Source organism: Pseudomonas sp. ARP3 (assembly GCF_001029595.1).
Classification (GTDB): Bacteria; Pseudomonadota; Gammaproteobacteria; order Pseudomonadales; family Pseudomonadaceae; genus Aquipseudomonas; species Aquipseudomonas rhodesiae.
The window spans coordinates 1-15,859 of record NZ_LEKF01000016.1 but is presented as its reverse complement, the minus strand read 5'-3'; the positions used below and the strand labels follow the sequence as shown (position 1 = coordinate 15,859).

Genomic DNA, 15,859 nt, shown 5'->3' with positions numbered 1-15,859 from the left:
CGTTTCATACACACGGGAGCCCCCATGAGCATCACTCAGTTCAGAGACGCGCTGAATGCGCATTTGCCGGATTCGTCCCCGGTCGCCGTGCCCTTGGGCGAGCCGATCGCGGTGGCGTCCACCTTGAGCGTCGAGCGCAACGACGGCGTCGAGACAGGCATCTGGCAATGCACCCCAGGCCGCTGGCGGCGCCAGATCCGCGCCCAGGAGTTTTGCCACTTTATACAGGGCCGCTGCACCTTCACCCCCGACAACGGTGAAACCCTGCACATCCAAGCCGGCGATGCACTGATGTTGCCGGCCAACAGCACCGGAATCTGGGACATCCAGGAAACGGTGCGCAAGACCTACGTCTTGATGCTGTAACGCTTTGATCCTTGATCGCCTGCCATAACAACAGCCCTAAAACCGCCAGGAAATCGAACCATGAAAGCCATTGCCCTGTTGCCCTTGATGTGGGTGGCCTGCGTCAGCCAGGCCGCCGAAACGGTGAAAATCTACAACTGGTCGGACTACATCGCGCCGGACACCACCAAAAACTTCCAGAAAGAGACCGGCATCGGTTTTACCTACGACGTCTACGACAGCAACGAAACCCTGGATGGCAAGTTGATGACCGGTAAATCCGGGTATGACGTGGTGTTTCCCTCCAACCACTTTATGGCCCGGCAGATCCAGGGCGGTGCGCTGAAAAAACTCGATAAGAGCCAGTTGCCCAACTGGAAAAACCTCAACCCGGTGCTGCTCAAGGCCCTGGAAAACAACGACCCCGGCAATGCCCATGGCTTCCCGTACCTGTGGGGCAGTACCGGTATCGGTTACAACATCGACAAGGTCAAAGCCGTGTTGGGAGACAATGCCCCGGTGGATTCCTGGGACTTGATCTTCAAAGCCGAAAACATGGCCAAATTGCAGAAATGCGGCGTGGCGATCCTCGACAACGGCCCGGAACTGCTGCCGGCGGCGCTCAACTACCTGGGCTTGCCGCACCACAGTAAAAAGCCTGAGGACTACAAAAAGGCCGAAGCCCTCCTGATGAAAGTGCGCCCTTACGTGGCTTACTTTCACTCCTCGAAATACACCGCCGACCTGGCCAATGGCGATATCTGCGTGGCCGTCGGTTTCTCCGGCGACATCCTGCAGGCCGAAAGCCGCGCCAAAGAAGCCAAGAACGGGGTGAATATCGGCTACAACATCCCCAAGGAAGGCGCCGCGATCTGGTTCGACATGGTCGCCATGCCCGCCGACGCCCCCAACGAAACCGCCGGCTACGCATTTATGAACTACCTGCTACGCCCGGAGGTGATGGCCAGCATCACCAACTACGTGCACTACGCCAACGGCAATCAGGCAGCGGATAGCCTGGTGGACCCGGCCATCAAGGCCGATACCAAGGTATACCCAAGCTCGGACATGATGGGCAAGTTGTTCGCCCTTGAAGCGATGCCGCTGAATATCGACCGTGTTCGTACGCGGGTGTGGAACACCATTCGCACCGGGCGCTGAGCCACTGTGGAGCGGGAAATCCCGCTCACCACAAGTACCCTTTTGCTTATGTCCCGGTATTGGGGGACAAGAGGGTTAATTCATTTAAGTAGTGGCGGTTTAATGTTGCCAATGACACCGTGACAATATAATCGCCCGCCTCTTGTGTGACGCTGTTCAAATTGAGCAGCGTTAAGGTTATTTAATATTTAAATAGGAGCGCTGTGTTTTTTGTCGGACGACAACCACCACGCCCAATGAATACGGCCTGAGACTTCCAAGTGTTGTTTGCGTTGCACTTATTCAGCCGGCAAATAGATGTAGACGGAAGATTTCAAGTTGTGTCAGTTTTCTTACGCCTTCAAAAGAGGCGAGTGATAGGACGATCTCGCCAGCGGGGTTCCTATCGACCAAAGACTGATGCACTTGCAAACAAGGAAGTACGTTTATGTCAAAAGTAAAAGACAAAGCTATCGTGTCACTGGCGCAAGCCAGCACCGCTTACTCGCAAATCGATAGCTTCAGCCATCTGTATGACCGTGGCGGCAACCTCACGGTCAATGGCAAACCGTCCTACACCGTCGATCAGGCAGCCACCCAGCTGCTGCGCGACGGTGCCGCGTATCGGGACTTCGACGGTAACGGCAAGATCGATCTGACCTACACCTTCCTGACCTCGGCCTCTTCGAGCACCATGAACAAACATGGCATCTCGGGGTTCAGCCAGTTCAACGCGCAGCAGAAAGCACAGGCCGTACTGGCCATGCAATCCTGGGCGGATGTGGCCAATGTCACCTTCACCGAGAAAGCCAGCGGCGGTGATGCCCACATGACCTTCGGCAACTACAGCGGTGGCCAGGACGGCGCGGCGGCCTTCGCCTACCTGCCCGGCACCGGCGCAGGTTACGACGGCACCTCGTGGTACCTGACCAACAGCAGCTACACGCCGAACAAAACCCCGGACCTGAACAACTATGGCCGGCAGACCCTGACCCACGAAATCGGCCACACCCTGGGCCTGGCTCACCCTGGCGACTACAACGCCGGGAATGGCAACCCGACCTACAACGACGCGTCCTATGGACAGGACACGCGTGGCTACAGCGTCATGAGTTACTGGAGCGAAAGCAACACCAACCAGAACTTCAGCAAAGGCGGCGTGGAAGCCTACGCCTCCGGCCCGCTGATCGACGACATCGCCGCGATCCAGAAGCTCTACGGCGCCAACTACAGCACCCGTGCCGCCGACACCACCTACGGGTTCAACTCCAACACCGGGCGTGATTTCCTCAGCGCCACCTCCAACGCCGACAAACTGGTGTTCTCGGTATGGGACGGTGGCGGCAACGACACCCTGGACTTCTCCGGTTTTACCCAGAACCAGAAAATCAACCTCAATGAAACCTCGTTCTCCGACGTGGGTGGCCTGGTGGGCAACGTGTCCATCGCCAAGGGCGTGACCGTGGAAAACGCGTTCGGTGGCGCGGGTAACGACCTGATCATCGGCAATAACGCGGCCAATACCATCAAAGGCGGGGCCGGCAACGACCTGATCTACGGTGGTGGCGGGGCGGATCAGCTGTGGGGCGGTGCGGGCAGCGACACCTTTGTGTTCGGTGCCAGTTCCGATTCCAAGCCCGGTGCGGCGGACAAAATCTTTGACTTCACCTCCGGTGCGGACAAGATCGACCTCAGCGGCATCACCAAAGGCGCGGGCCTGACCTTCGTCAATGCGTTCACTGGGCATGCCGGCGACGCCGTGTTGAGCTACGCCTCAGGCACCAACCTGGGTACTCTGGCGGTCGACTTCTCCGGGCACGGCGTGGCGGATTTCCTCGTCACCACCGTTGGCCAGGCAGCGGTCAGCGACATCGTGGCGTGATGCACGGGCGCGGCGTTCCAGCGCCGCGCCTCCAGGATGGAGCATAAAGATGCAGCGTTTTTCCCTATTTTTAGTCGCCTGCGTGGTGCAGGCGACGTGCGTATCGGCAGGAGCCCACGCCATGGCGAGCAGTCTTGTTTTACCTTCCAGCGCCCAGCTGGCCGGGCATTGGCAGATGCAGCAACAGGATCAGGTATGCGCCCTGGACCTGATCGAACAGGCCAACGCCTTGAGCGGCGACGTTGACTGTGTGGCGCAATGGTTGGGCGATAAGCCCTTGAGCTGGTCGCCGACCCCCGACGGGATCTGGCTGATGAACGCCGAAGGCACGGGCATCACCCACCTGAACCGGCAGAAAGAAGGCGAGTATCAGGCTAAAACAGCAACTGGTGCTGTAGTGAGACTGCACCGTAAACCTTAGTTGCAGTTATAACGCTATAACCTGTACTTATTAGTTGGCCGCTCCTTATATAAGGGGTTGGGGCAACTATTGCGTGTCGTTTGGTTCAAGGAAGAGCAGAAGATATGGCAAAGCCCCATGCCGTCGCGCCGTTATTCAAAGCGCTGGGTGAATACAAGAGCATTCTGATCAGCATCGGCTGTTTTACCGCGTTGATTAATCTGCTGATGCTGGTGCCGTCGATTTATATGCTGCAAGTGTATGACCGGGTGCTGTCCTCCCAGAATGAAACCACTCTGGTGATGTTGACGCTGATGGTCGTCGGCTTCTTCGCGTTTATTGGCACCCTGGAAGTCATCCGCAGTTTTATCGTGATCCGCATCGGCAGCCAGTTAGAGCGGCGTTTCAACTTACGCGTGTATAAAGCTGCGTTCGAACGCAACCTGCAACGTGGCCAGGGGCATGCCGGGCAATCCCTGGGGGATTTGACCCATATCCGCCAGTTCATCACCGGGCCGGCGCTGTTCGCGTTTTTCGATGCACCGTGGTTTCCCATCTACCTGTGTGTGATTTTCCTGTTCAGCGTGTGGCTGGGCGTGCTGGCCAGTGCCGGCGCGCTGCTGCTGATCGGCCTGGCGTGCCTGAACGAATACCTGACCAAAAAACCTTTGGGTGAGGCCAGCGGTTACTCGCAGCAGTCGACCCAACTGGCGACCAGCCATTTGCACAACGCCGAAACCATCCAGGCCATGGGCATGCTCGGCGCGCTACGCCAACGCTGGTTTGCCGTGCACTCGCAATTCCTGGGCCTGCAAAACAGCGCCAGCGACACCGGTTCGGTAATCACCTCCCTGAGTAAATCCCTGCGTCTGTGCCTGCAATCCTTGGTGCTGGGCTTGGGTGCGTTACTGGTAATCCGTGGCGACATGACCGCCGGCATGATGATTGCCGGTTCCATCCTCATGGGCCGGGTGCTCAGCCCCATCGACCAGTTGATTGCGGTATGGAAGCAATGGAGTTCGGCCAAGCTGGCGTATCAGCGCCTGGACGCATTGCTGCGCGAATTCCCCCCTGAGGTCGAGCAGATGGCCTTGCCGGCGCCCAAGGGCCAGGTGAGTTTCGAGCAGGTCAGCGCCGGCCCGCCGGGTCAGCGCAATGCAACCTTGCATCACGTCAGTTTCACCCTCGGTGCCGGCGAAGTGCTGGGGGTGCTGGGTGCGTCGGGCTCCGGCAAATCGACCCTGGCCCGTGTGCTGGTGGGCGTATGGCCGACCCTGGCCGGCACGGTACGCCTGGACGGTGCGGATATCCACCGCTGGGACCGCGACGACCTCGGCCCGTATATCGGCTACTTGCCCCAGGACATCGAATTGTTCAGCGGCAGCATCGCCGACAACATCGCGCGCTTTCGCGAGGCCGACCCCGAGCAAGTGGTGCACGCCGCGCAGCAGGCCGGTGTGCATGAATTGATCCTGCGCTTGCCCCAGGGCTATGACACGGTACTGGGGGACAACGGTGGCGGTCTGTCCGGTGGGCAAAAGCAACGTGTGGCCCTGGCCCGTGCCTTGTACGGCGCACCGCGCTTGATCGTGCTGGACGAACCCAACTCCAACCTCGACACCGTCGGCGAAGCGGCACTGGCCAGTGCCATCGTGCAGATGAAGGCCCAGGGCAGCAGCGTGGTGCTGGTCACCCATCGCTCATCGGTGCTGGCCCAGGCCGACAAATTGCTGGTGCTTAACGAAGGGCGCTTGCAAGCCTTTGGGCCGAGCCAGGACGTGCTGCGCGCATTGTCCGGCCAACAGGAAGCGCCGAAGGAAAAACCCGGCGTGAGTTTCAGTCGTCAGTACCAGGCCGGAAGGAATCCAGGCGCATGAGCAGTATCACTCTTGAACAACGCGACGCCGGTTTCTTTGTGCGTATGGGCTGGCTGCTGACGGTGGTCGGCGCGGGCGGTTTCTTCCTGTGGGCCAGCCTGGCGCCGCTGGATCAGGGCATTCCGGTGCAGGGTACGGTAGTCGTGTCCGGCAAGCGCAAAGCCGTGCAAACCCTCAGCCCTGGTGTGGTCAGCCGCATCCTGGTGCGCGAAGGCGAGGTGGTCAAACAAGGCCAGCCGCTGTTCCGCCTCGACCAAACCCAAAGCCAGGCCGATGTGCACTCGCTGCAAGCCCAATACCGCATGGCCTGGGCCAGTGTGGCGCGTTGGCAGAGCGAGCGGGATAACCAGAGCAGCGTGACATTCCCCGCCGAACTCAGCGCCAACCCCGACCCGGCCCTGGCGCTGGTGCTGGAAGGTCAGCGCCAACTGTTCAGCAGCCGTCGCGAAGCGTTTGCCCGCGAACAAGCCGGCATCCGCGCCAATATCGACGGTGCCGTGGCGCAACTGGGAGGCATGCGCCGCGCGCGCAGCGACCTGACCGCCCAGGCTCAGTCCCTGCGCGAACAACTGAGCAACCTGCAACCCCTGGCCGACAACGGCTACATCCCGCGCAATCGCTTGATGGAGTACCAGCGTCAGCTGTCCCAAGTGCAACAGGATCTGGCGCAGAACAGCGGCGAAAGCGGCCGGGTGGAGCAGGGCATTGTCGAGTCCCGCCTCAAGCTGCAACAGCACCGCGAGGAATATCAGAAGGAAGTGCGTAGCCAACTGGCCGATGCGCAGTTGCGCAGCCTCACCCTGGAACAGCAACTGACCTCCGCCGGTTTCGACCTGCAACACAGCGAAATCACCGCGCCGGCCGATGGCATCGCGGTCAATCTGGGCGTGCATACCGAAGGCGCCGTGGTGCGCGCCGGCGAAACCCTGCTGGAAATCGTGCCCCAGGGCACGCGTCTGGAAGTGGAAGGGCATCTGCCGGTGCACCTGGTGGATAAGGTCGGCACCCATTTACCGGTCGATATTCTGTTCACCGCCTTCAACCAGAGCCGTACACCCCGGGTGCCGGGGGAGGTCAGCCTGATCTCCGCCGACCAGATGCTCGATGAAAAAACCGGCGCACCTTATTACGTGCTGCGCACGCGTGTGAGCGACGCGGCGCTGGAAAAACTCCACGGTCTGGTGATCAAACCGGGCATGCCCGCCGAGATGTTTGTGCGCACCGGCGAGCGCTCATTGCTCAATTACCTGTTCAAGCCCTTGCTGGATCGTGCCGGCTCGGCGTTGACCGAGGAATGAGCATGAGAACCCTGTTCTTCGCCTTGCTGCTCACCTGCGCCAACGCCCAGGCGGCCATGGGCCCGTTCGATGTGTACGAGCAGGCCCTGCGCAACGACCCGGTGTTCCTCGGCGCCATCAAGGAGCGCGACGCCGGCCTGGAAAACCGCACCATTGGCCGCGCCGGGCTGCTGCCACGGCTGTCGTATAACTACAACAAGGGGCGCAACAACTCCCAGGCCACCTTGCCTGATGGCCGTGGCGGCAATTATCACGACGACCGCAACTACAACAGCTACGGCTCCACTTTCAGCCTGCAACAGCCGTTGTTCGATTACGAGGCTTACGCCAACTACCGCAAAGGCGTGGCTCAGGCGCTGTTCGCCGATGAAAGCTTTCGCGACAAAAGCCAGGCCTTGCTGGTGCGGGTGCTGACCTATTACACCCAGGCGCTGTTCGCCCAGGACCAGATCGACATCGCGCGGGCCAAGAAAAAAGCCTTTGAGCAGCAATTCCAGCAGAACCGGCACCTGTTCCAGCAAGGCGAGGGCACCCGCACCGACATCCTGGAAGCCGAATCGCGCTATGAGCTGGCTACCGCCGAGGAGATCCAGGCGCTGGATGAGCAGGACGCCTCTCTGCGCGAACTGGGCGCGTTGATCGGCGTGCCGAGCGTCGATATCCACGACCTGGCGCCGCTGAATCAAGGGTTTGCCGCCTTCACCCTGACCCCGGCCAATTACGACACCTGGCATGAGCTGGCGATCAGCAATAACCCGGTGTTGGCGTCCCAGCGCCAGGCCCTGGAAGTGGCGCGTTACGAAGTGGAGCGCAACCGCGCCGGGCACTTGCCCAAGGTCACGGCCTACGCCAGTTCGCGCCAGCAAGAGTCCGACAGCGGCAACACCTACAACCAGCGCTACGACACCAACACCATCGGCGTGGAAGTCAGCGTGCCGCTGTATGCCGGCGGCGGCGTGTCGGCGTCCACGCGCCAGGCCAGCCGCGCCATGGAACAGGCCGAATACGAGCTGGAAGGCAAGACCCGCGAAACCCTGATCGAACTGCGGCGCCAGTTCAGCGCGTGCCTGTCAGGGGTGAGCAAGCTGCGCGCGTACCAGAAGGCCCTGGCGTCGGCCGAAGCCCTGGTGGTGTCGACCCAGCAAAGCATCCTCGGTGGCGAGCGGGTCAACCTCGACGCGCTGAACGCCGAGCAGCAGCTCTACAGCACCCGCCGCGACCTGGCCCAGGCGCGCTACGACTACCTCATGGCCTGGACCAAATTGCATTACTACGCGGGCAACTTGCGTGACACCGACCTGGCCAAAGTCGACGAGGCCTTCGGCCCGGTGAACCCACGCCCATAACAATAAGGACACCGTTTGATGAGCACTGACTCCTTGCGTTTCAAACCCTTCACCGCCGGTTCGCTGTTGCTATTGTCCATGACGGCCCAGGCGCAGTACCTGGAGGCCGGCCAGCCCGGTAACCCGGCCAGTTGGCGCTCGGCCGAGTACCTGAGCGACTGGGGTCTGGACCGCCTGCACGCCAACGAAGCCTACGCCGCCGGTATCGACGGCAGTGGGGTGAAGATCGGCGCGCTGGACTCGGGCTACGATGCCAACCACCCGGAAGCTGACAAAGCCCGATTCCATCCGGTTACCGCCACCGGCACTTACGTGGATGGCACTCCGTTTAACACCACTGGCGCGCTGAACCCCAACAACGACTCCCATGGCACCCACGTCACTGGCACTCTGGGCGCGGCGCGCGATGGCGTGGGCATGCACGGCGTGGCCTACAACGCCCAGATTTATGTGGGCAATACCAACGCCAACGACAGTTTCCTGTTCGGCCCGACCCCTGACCCCAAGTACTTCAAGGCGGTGTACAGCGCCCTGGTGGATTCCGGCGTGCGCGCGATCAACAACAGCTGGGGCAGCCAGCCCAAGGATGTCAGCTACCAGACCCTCGGCGATCTGCACGCCGCCTACGCCCAACACTACAACCGCAGCACTTGGCTGGATGCAGCCGCAGACGTAGCCAAGGCCGGCGTGATCAATGTGTTCAGCGCCGGCAACAGTGGTTATGCGAACGCCAGCGTGCGCTCGGCGCTGCCGTATTTTCAGCCGGAGTTGGAGGGGCATTGGTTGGCCGTCTCGGGGCTGGATAAAGCCAATAACCAGAAATACAACAAGTGCGGAATCGCCAAGTACTGGTGTATTTCCACGCCGGGCGCGCTGATCAACAGCACCATTCCCGACGGTGGCTACGGGGTCAAATCCGGCACATCGATGTCGGCACCCCATGCTACCGGCGCTTTGGCGCTGGTAATGCAACGCTACCCCTACATGACCAATGAACAGGCGTTGCAGGTGCTATTGACCACCGCCACCCAGCTTGACGGCTCGATCACCCAGGCGCCCAACACCACGGTTGGCTGGGGCGTCCCCGACCTCGGCCGGGCGATGCATGGGCCGGGGCAATTGCTGGGGGCGATGAACGTCAACCTGGCGGCCGGGCAGGCCGATGTGTGGAGCAATGGCATCAGCGACCAGGCGCTGATCCAGCGCCAGGCTGAGGACCGCGCCGAGCACGCCGCCTGGCAGCAGACCCTGATCGATAAAGGTTGGCAGAACGGCGTCAGCGCCAATGCCAGCCAGCAGGACCAGACCGACTATGGGGTCGGCAACGCCCGCGACCAGGCTGCCGCGACGCGTGTCTATGAAGGCAGCCTGATCAAATCCGGCGCCGGCAGCCTGGTGCTCAACGGCGACAGCACCTATCGCGGCGCGACCACCGTCAACGGCGGCCTGCTGGCGGTAAACGGCACATTGACCTCGGCCGTGAGCGTCAACGACAGCGGTACCCTCGGCGGCTCGGGGCGTATTGGCGCGCTGACGGTTAATCGCGGAGGCCGGGTGGCGCCGGGCAACTCCGTGGGGACCCTGCAAGTGGCCGGCGATGTGACGCTGGGCGCAGGCTCCACCTATGCCGTGGAGCTGACCCCCAGCAGCAGCGACCGCATCGTGGCGGGCGGCAAGGCGCTGCTCGACGGCGGCACGCTGACCCTGGCCCTGGAAAATAGTCCGACCTTGCTCAGCGGTGCACAGGCGCAGAGTCTGATCGGTCGCCAGTACAGCATCCTCCAGGCCGCTGGCGGTATCGAGGGCCAGTTCGGTCAGGTGCTGCCCAACTACCTGTTCCTCGGTGGCAGCCTCGATTACGCCGCCGGCGGTGTGCAGTTGCAAGTGGTGCGCAACGACGCCCGTTTCGCCAGCGTCGGCGCCACGCGTAACCAACGCAACGTGGCCACCGCCGCCGAGCAACTGGGCGCGGGAAACCCGGTGTACGAAAGCATGGTGCGCAGCGAGTCTCTGGTCGCCGCGCAACAGGGGCTACAGCAGTTGTCGGGGGAGATCTACCCGGCGATCGGCGCGATGCTGATCAACGACAGCCTGCAATTGCGTGATGCGGTGGGCGAACGGCTGCGCCATGTACCCACCAGCGGCGAGCGCAACCTGTGGCTGAAGGCGCTGGGTGCCTGGGGCAAGACCGATGCGCGCAGCGAAACGGCGGGTGCCACCACCTCCCTTGGCGGCGTGCTGGCCGGTGTGGACGGCGCACTGGACAAGCAGACCCGTGTCGGCTTGGTCGCCGGCTACAGCGACAGTTCCCTGAGCCTGGGTAGCGGCACGCACTCATCGGCTTCCATCGACAGCTACCACTTTGGCGCCTATATCGGGCGGGAGTGGGGCAACTGGCGCACGACCGGCGGCGCTGCCTACAGCTGGCATCGCGGCGATGTGAAGCGCGACCTGCAATACGGCGACGTCAGCGGCAAACAGAAAGCCAAGCTGGAGGCGCGCACGGCCCAGTTGTTCACCGAAGCGGCGTATCGCATTCAACTGCAACCGCTGGCGCTGGAACCGTTCGCCAACCTGGCCTATGTGCACCTGGACAGCGATGGCTTGCACGAAAAAGGCGACGCCGCCGCCCTGCAACGCGGCAGCGACCGTCGCGACGCGGTACTCAGCACCTTGGGCGCACGCGTGTTGAAAACCGTCGCGCTCAATGACCACCAGCAGCTGGAACTCTCCGGTTCGCTGGGCTGGCAGCACAGCCTTACCGCCGTCGAATCCGAAGAGCACCTGGGGTTTGTCGCCGGCGGGCCTTCGTTCGCCGTGCGCAGTTCGCCGCTGTTGCGCGATGCCGCACTGGTAGGTGTGCAGGCCAGCCTGGCGCTGAGTGCATCGACGCGGGTCAACCTGGATTACCACGGCCAACTGGCTGGGCGTGAAAACACCCAGGGGGTGGGCCTGAGTTTGAACTGGCAGTTCTGAAGCGATCTACACACCTGCAATAAGAAAACTAAGGAAGGTCACCGTGAATATACGCAAATCAGGGGTCATCACCGCCGTACTGGCCAGCCTGGGGACGGCCCAGGCCGCGCCTTATGTGGAAACCGGCAAGCTGGGCGACGCGGCGAGTTGGCGCAGCAACGAATTCAAGGCCGACTGGGGCCTGGGCGCCGTCAACGCCGACAGCGCTTATGCCGCCGGCTACACCGGCAAGGGCGTCAAACTGGGGATCTTCGATCAGCCGGTGTACGCCCAGCACCCGGAGTTCGCCAGCCCCGGCAAAGTGGTGACGATTGTCACCGAGGGCATTCGCCAATACACCGACCCGTATATTCCGGTCAAAGCCGGCGACGCGTTTCGCTATGACGGCACACCGTCCCTGGGCTCCAACGGCAAACTGGGCAACCACGGCACCCACGTCGGCGGTATTGCCGCCGGCAACCGCGATGGCGGGCCGATGCACGGCGTGGCGTTCAATGCGCAAATCATCAGTGCCGAAAACGGCGATCCTGGGCCGGAAGACGGGATCATCCTGGGCAACGACGGCGCGGTCTACAAAGCCGGCTGGGACGCTCTGGTGGCCAGCGGCGCGCGCATTATCAACAACAGTTGGGGCATCGGAATCGGTGACCAATACGCCCAGGGAGGCCGCGACCCGGCGTATCCGAATTTCACCGTCAACGAAGCCCAGGCGCAGTTCGACAATATCCGGCCGATCCTTGGCACCCTGGGCGGCGGGGCCTATGACGGTGCGATCAATGCCGCGCGCAGCGGGGTGCTGACCATCTTCGCCGCTGGCAACGATTACAACCGCAACAACCCGGACGCGATCTCGGGCCTGGCGTACTTTGTGCCGGACATCGCGCCGAACTGGCTGTCCGTGGCCGCATTGCAGCAAAATCCGGATACCAGCAGCGCCAATCCGTATGTGATCAGCACCTTCTCGTCGCGCTGCGGTTACGCGGCGAGTTTTTGCGTGTCGGCACCGGGCACCAAGATCTACAGCTCGGTGATCAACGGCACCAGCCTGGACAACCTCACCACCGACTACGCCAACTTCAACGGCACGTCCATGGCCGCGCCTCATGTGGCCGGTAGCGCGGCGGTGTTGATGGAACGCTTCCCGTATATGAATGGCGAGCAGATCTCCACGCTGCTGAAAACCACCGCCACAGATCTGGGCGCGCCGGGCATCGACTCGTTGTATGGCTGGGGCATGATCAACCTGGGCAAGGCGGTCAACGGCCCGGGGATGTTCGTTACCGCAGAGGATATTCCTGCCGAATTCCGTATCGACGGCGCGTATGGCAGCGGCCAATTCGTTGCGGACTTGCCGGGCATCGGCGCGGTGGTCGATGCCGGCAAACCGACCCAGCGCGTCTGCAACGACGTGCACTGTGGGCTGGATGTATGGAGCAATAACATCAGCGGGCATGGCGGCCTGACCAAACAGGGCATCGGCGCCCTGGTGCTCACCGGCACCAACACCTACAGCGGCCCGACCCTGGTGAACCAGGGGCTGCTGGCGATCAACGGTTCGGTAACATCGGCTGTGACCGTCGGGCAGAGCGGTGTGCTGGGCGGCTCCGGTCGCGTCGGTTCGCTGCTGGCAACCCGCGGCGGCACGGTGGCGCCGGGTAACTCCATCGGTACGCTGAATGTGGCCGGTGACGTAACCTTCGAGCCCGGCTCGACCTATGCGGTGGAACTGTCTCCTACCAGCAGTGATCGCATCGTGGCCGGTGGTACCGCCACCCTCAACGGCGGCACTGTGACCCTGGCTCTGGAAAACAGCCCGACTCTGCTTAGTGGCGCCCAGGCGCAGAGCCTGATCGGTCGCCAATACAACATCCTGCAAGCCGCCGGGGGGATCAACGGCAGCTTTGGCGCGGTTCTGCCGGATTATCTGTTTATCGGCGGCACCCTGGACTACGCCGCCTCGGGCGTGCAACTGGATGTAGTGCGCAATGCCAACAGCTTCGCCAGTGCCGCGGTTACCGATAACCAACGCGCCGTTGCGGCTGCCGCTGAGCAATTAGGGGCGGGCAATGCGGTGTATGAGAGCCTGCTGACCGCGCCGAATGCCGCTTCGGCGCAGGACGCGTTCCAGCAATTGTCCGGTGAAATCTACCCGGCGCTGCAGACGGCACTGCTCAATGACAGCCGTTACCTGCGCGAAGCCGTGGGCGAGCGCTTGCAGAACGGCGAGATGGGCGCCACCAGCCAGACTGTCGACAGCCGTGGCAACGTGTGGGTCAAGGCACTGGGCGCGTGGGGCAAGACCGACAGCCGCAGCGACACCGCAGGCTACACCACCTCCATCGGCGGCATGCTCGCCGGGGTCGACGGCGCGCTGGATGACGACACCCGCCTGGGTTTGGTCGCCGGTTACAGCGACACCTCGCTGAATATGGGCAGTGGCACCCACTCGCGGGCAGCGGTGGACAGCTACCACTTCGGTGCGTACGCCGGGCATGAGATCGGCGCCTGGCGCCTGAGCGGCGGCGCTACCTACAGCTGGCATCGCGCCGATGTGAAACGCGACCTGCAATACGGTGAGGTGGCTGGCAAGCAGAAAGCCAAAGTCGATGCGCGCAGCACCCAGGTGTTCGGCGAAGCGGCGTACCGCGTCAACCTGCAACCGCTGGCCCTGGAGCCATTTGCCAACTTGGCCTATGTGCATCTGGACACCGATGGCGTCACCGAAAAAGGCGACGCCGCCGCGCTGAAAACCCGTGACGACCGCCGCGACCTGGTGCTCAGCACCCTCGGTATGCGCGCCCTGAAAACCTTCAACGTCAATGACCACCAGACACTTGAGGTGTCCGGCACCTTGGGCTGGCAGCACAACCTGAGCAGCGTGGACGCCGAACAACACCTGGCATTTGCCTCGGGCGGTCCGTCGTTTGCCGTGGAAAGTGCGCCGATGGCCCGTGATGCGGCCTTGGTGGGTGCTCGCGTAAGCCTGGCGTTGAGCAAGGACGCGCGGGTGAATTTTGACTACAACGGCCTGTTGGCGAGCAAAGACAAGGTGCATGGCGTGGGCTTGAGCCTCGACTGGGCGTTCTGAGCCGAGAGCGGGTTTGCTGTGGCAAGCCCGCTCACTACCAGGACAAGCGTTTAGAGGGTGATGGACGTTCTCGATAAATTTAACAACAAGAGAGGCAATATCATGGGCGTGTTTGACTATAAAAACCTTGGGGCCGAGGGCTCCAAAGCGTTGTTTGCCGATGCCATGGCGATCACGTTGTATACCTACCACAACCTGGATAACGGCTTTGCCGTGGGCTACCAGCACAATGGCCTGGGCGTCGGCTTGCCGGCTACTCTGGTCGGCGCATTGCTCGGCAGTACGGACTCCCAGGGTGTGATCCCAGGCATTCCCTGGAACCCGGATTCGGAGAAGGCCGCGCTCGAAGCGGTGCAGAAGGCCGGCTGGACGCCCATCAGCGCCAGCACCCTCGGGTATACCGGCAAGGTCGACGCCCGGGGCACGTTCTTCGGCGAAAAGGCCGGCTATACCACGGCCCAGGTCGAGGTGCTGGGCAAGTACGATGACGCGGGCCAGTTGCAGGAAATCGGCATCGGTTTTCGCGGCACGTCTGGCCCAAGGGAAACACTGATCACTGACTCCATCGGCGATCTGGTGAGCGACCTGCTTGCGGCGCTGGGTCCCAAGGATTACGCAAAGAACTACGCCGGCGAAGCATTCGGCGGCTTGCTCAAGAACGTCGCCGAGTATGCGACGGCCCACGGTCTGAGCGGCCAGGATGTGCTGGTCAGCGGCCATAGCCTCGGCGGCCTGGCGGTCAACAGCATGGCCGACTTGAGCGAGGCCAAGTGGTCCGGGTTCTATAAGGACGCCAACTACTTGGCCTACGCCTCACCGACCCAGAGTGTCAGCGACAAGGTGCTTAATATCGGCTACGAAAACGACCCGGTGTTCCGCGCTTTGGACGGCTCATCCGCCAACCTGTCGACGCTCGGGGTTCACGACAAACCCCACGAGTCCACCACTGACAACATTGTCAGCTTCAACGATCACTACGCCTCGACCCTGTGGAATGTGCTGCCGTTTTCCATCGCCAATCTGCCGACCTGGATCTCGCACTTGCCGACCGGCTACGGCGACGGCATGGGGCGCATTCTGGAGTCCGGGTTCTATGAACAGATGAGCCGGGACTCGACGATTATCGTGGCTAATCTATCCGACCCGGCACGGGCCACCACTTGGGTGCAGGACCTGAACCGCAACGCCGAACCGCACACAGGCGACACTTTTATCATTGGCAGCGATGGCGATGATCTGATCCAGGGCGGCAAGGGCGCGGACTTTATCGAAGGCGGCAAGGGTAATGACACAATCCGCGACAGCAGCGGGCATAACACCTTTTTGTTCAGCGGCCAGTTTGGGCAGGATCGAATTATCGGTTATCAGCCGACGGATAAACTCGTGTTCCAGGGTGTGGCGGGCAGCGGGGATTACCGTGATCACGCCAAGGTGGTGGGTGGGGATACGGTGTTCAGTTTCGGGGCGGACTCGGTGACGTTGGTGGGCGTTAGCGGGGTGTTGGGGG

Annotated in this window: 10 protein-coding genes; all 10 read left to right on the top strand. The window is 62.1% G+C overall.

Going from position 1 to position 15,859, the window contains the following annotated elements:
* The first annotated feature begins 24 nt into the window (after nucleotides 1–24).
* Entirely contained in the window at nucleotides 25–366 is a 342-nt protein-coding gene (locus ABX75_RS17980; protein WP_034097785.1) for a cupin domain-containing protein, read from the top strand.
* 60 nt (nucleotides 367–426) lie between these two features.
* Nucleotides 427–1,506, top strand: coding sequence for a polyamine ABC transporter substrate-binding protein (locus tag ABX75_RS17975; protein ID WP_047882388.1), 1,080 nt, complete (start codon nucleotides 427–429; stop codon nucleotides 1,504–1,506).
* 427 nt (nucleotides 1,507–1,933) lie between these two features.
* Nucleotides 1,934–3,367, top strand: coding sequence for a serralysin family metalloprotease (locus ABX75_RS17970; RefSeq protein ID WP_047882387.1), 1,434 nt, complete (start codon nucleotides 1,934–1,936; stop codon nucleotides 3,365–3,367).
* A gap of 49 nt (nucleotides 3,368–3,416) precedes the next feature.
* Entirely contained in the window at nucleotides 3,417–3,788 is a 372-nt protein-coding gene (locus ABX75_RS17965; RefSeq protein WP_034113656.1) for an AprI/Inh family metalloprotease inhibitor, read from the top strand.
* Nucleotides 3,789–3,892: 104 nt separating this feature from the next.
* On the top strand, nucleotides 3,893–5,644 hold the full coding sequence (locus tag ABX75_RS17960; RefSeq protein WP_034113659.1) for a type I secretion system permease/ATPase: 1,752 nt from the start codon (nucleotides 3,893–3,895) through the stop codon (nucleotides 5,642–5,644).
* Nucleotides 5,641–6,942, top strand: a complete 1,302-nt coding sequence (locus ABX75_RS17955) for an HlyD family type I secretion periplasmic adaptor subunit (protein ID WP_034138121.1) — start codon at nucleotides 5,641–5,643, stop codon at nucleotides 6,940–6,942. The genes ABX75_RS17960 and ABX75_RS17955 overlap by 4 nt, the downstream gene beginning before the upstream one ends.
* Nucleotides 6,943–6,944: 2 nt before the next feature.
* Complete coding sequence (locus tag ABX75_RS17950) at nucleotides 6,945–8,288, top strand: TolC family outer membrane protein (protein WP_034097797.1); 1,344 nt, start codon at nucleotides 6,945–6,947, stop codon at nucleotides 8,286–8,288.
* 18 nt (nucleotides 8,289–8,306) lie between these two features.
* Nucleotides 8,307–11,264 (top strand): autotransporter serine protease, encoded by a 2,958-nt coding sequence (locus tag ABX75_RS17945; RefSeq protein ID WP_047882386.1) that lies wholly within the window; start codon nucleotides 8,307–8,309, stop codon nucleotides 11,262–11,264.
* A 43-nt stretch (nucleotides 11,265–11,307) separates the two neighbouring features.
* The gene (locus tag ABX75_RS17940; RefSeq protein WP_040268304.1) at nucleotides 11,308–14,352 is read left to right on the top strand and encodes an autotransporter serine protease; all 3,045 of its coding nucleotides are present in this window, start codon (nucleotides 11,308–11,310) and stop codon (nucleotides 14,350–14,352) included.
* Nucleotides 14,353–14,454: 102 nt separating this feature from the next.
* A partial coding sequence (locus ABX75_RS17935) for a lipase (protein ID WP_047882384.1) occupies nucleotides 14,455–15,859 on the top strand: 1,405 nt, incomplete at its 3' end.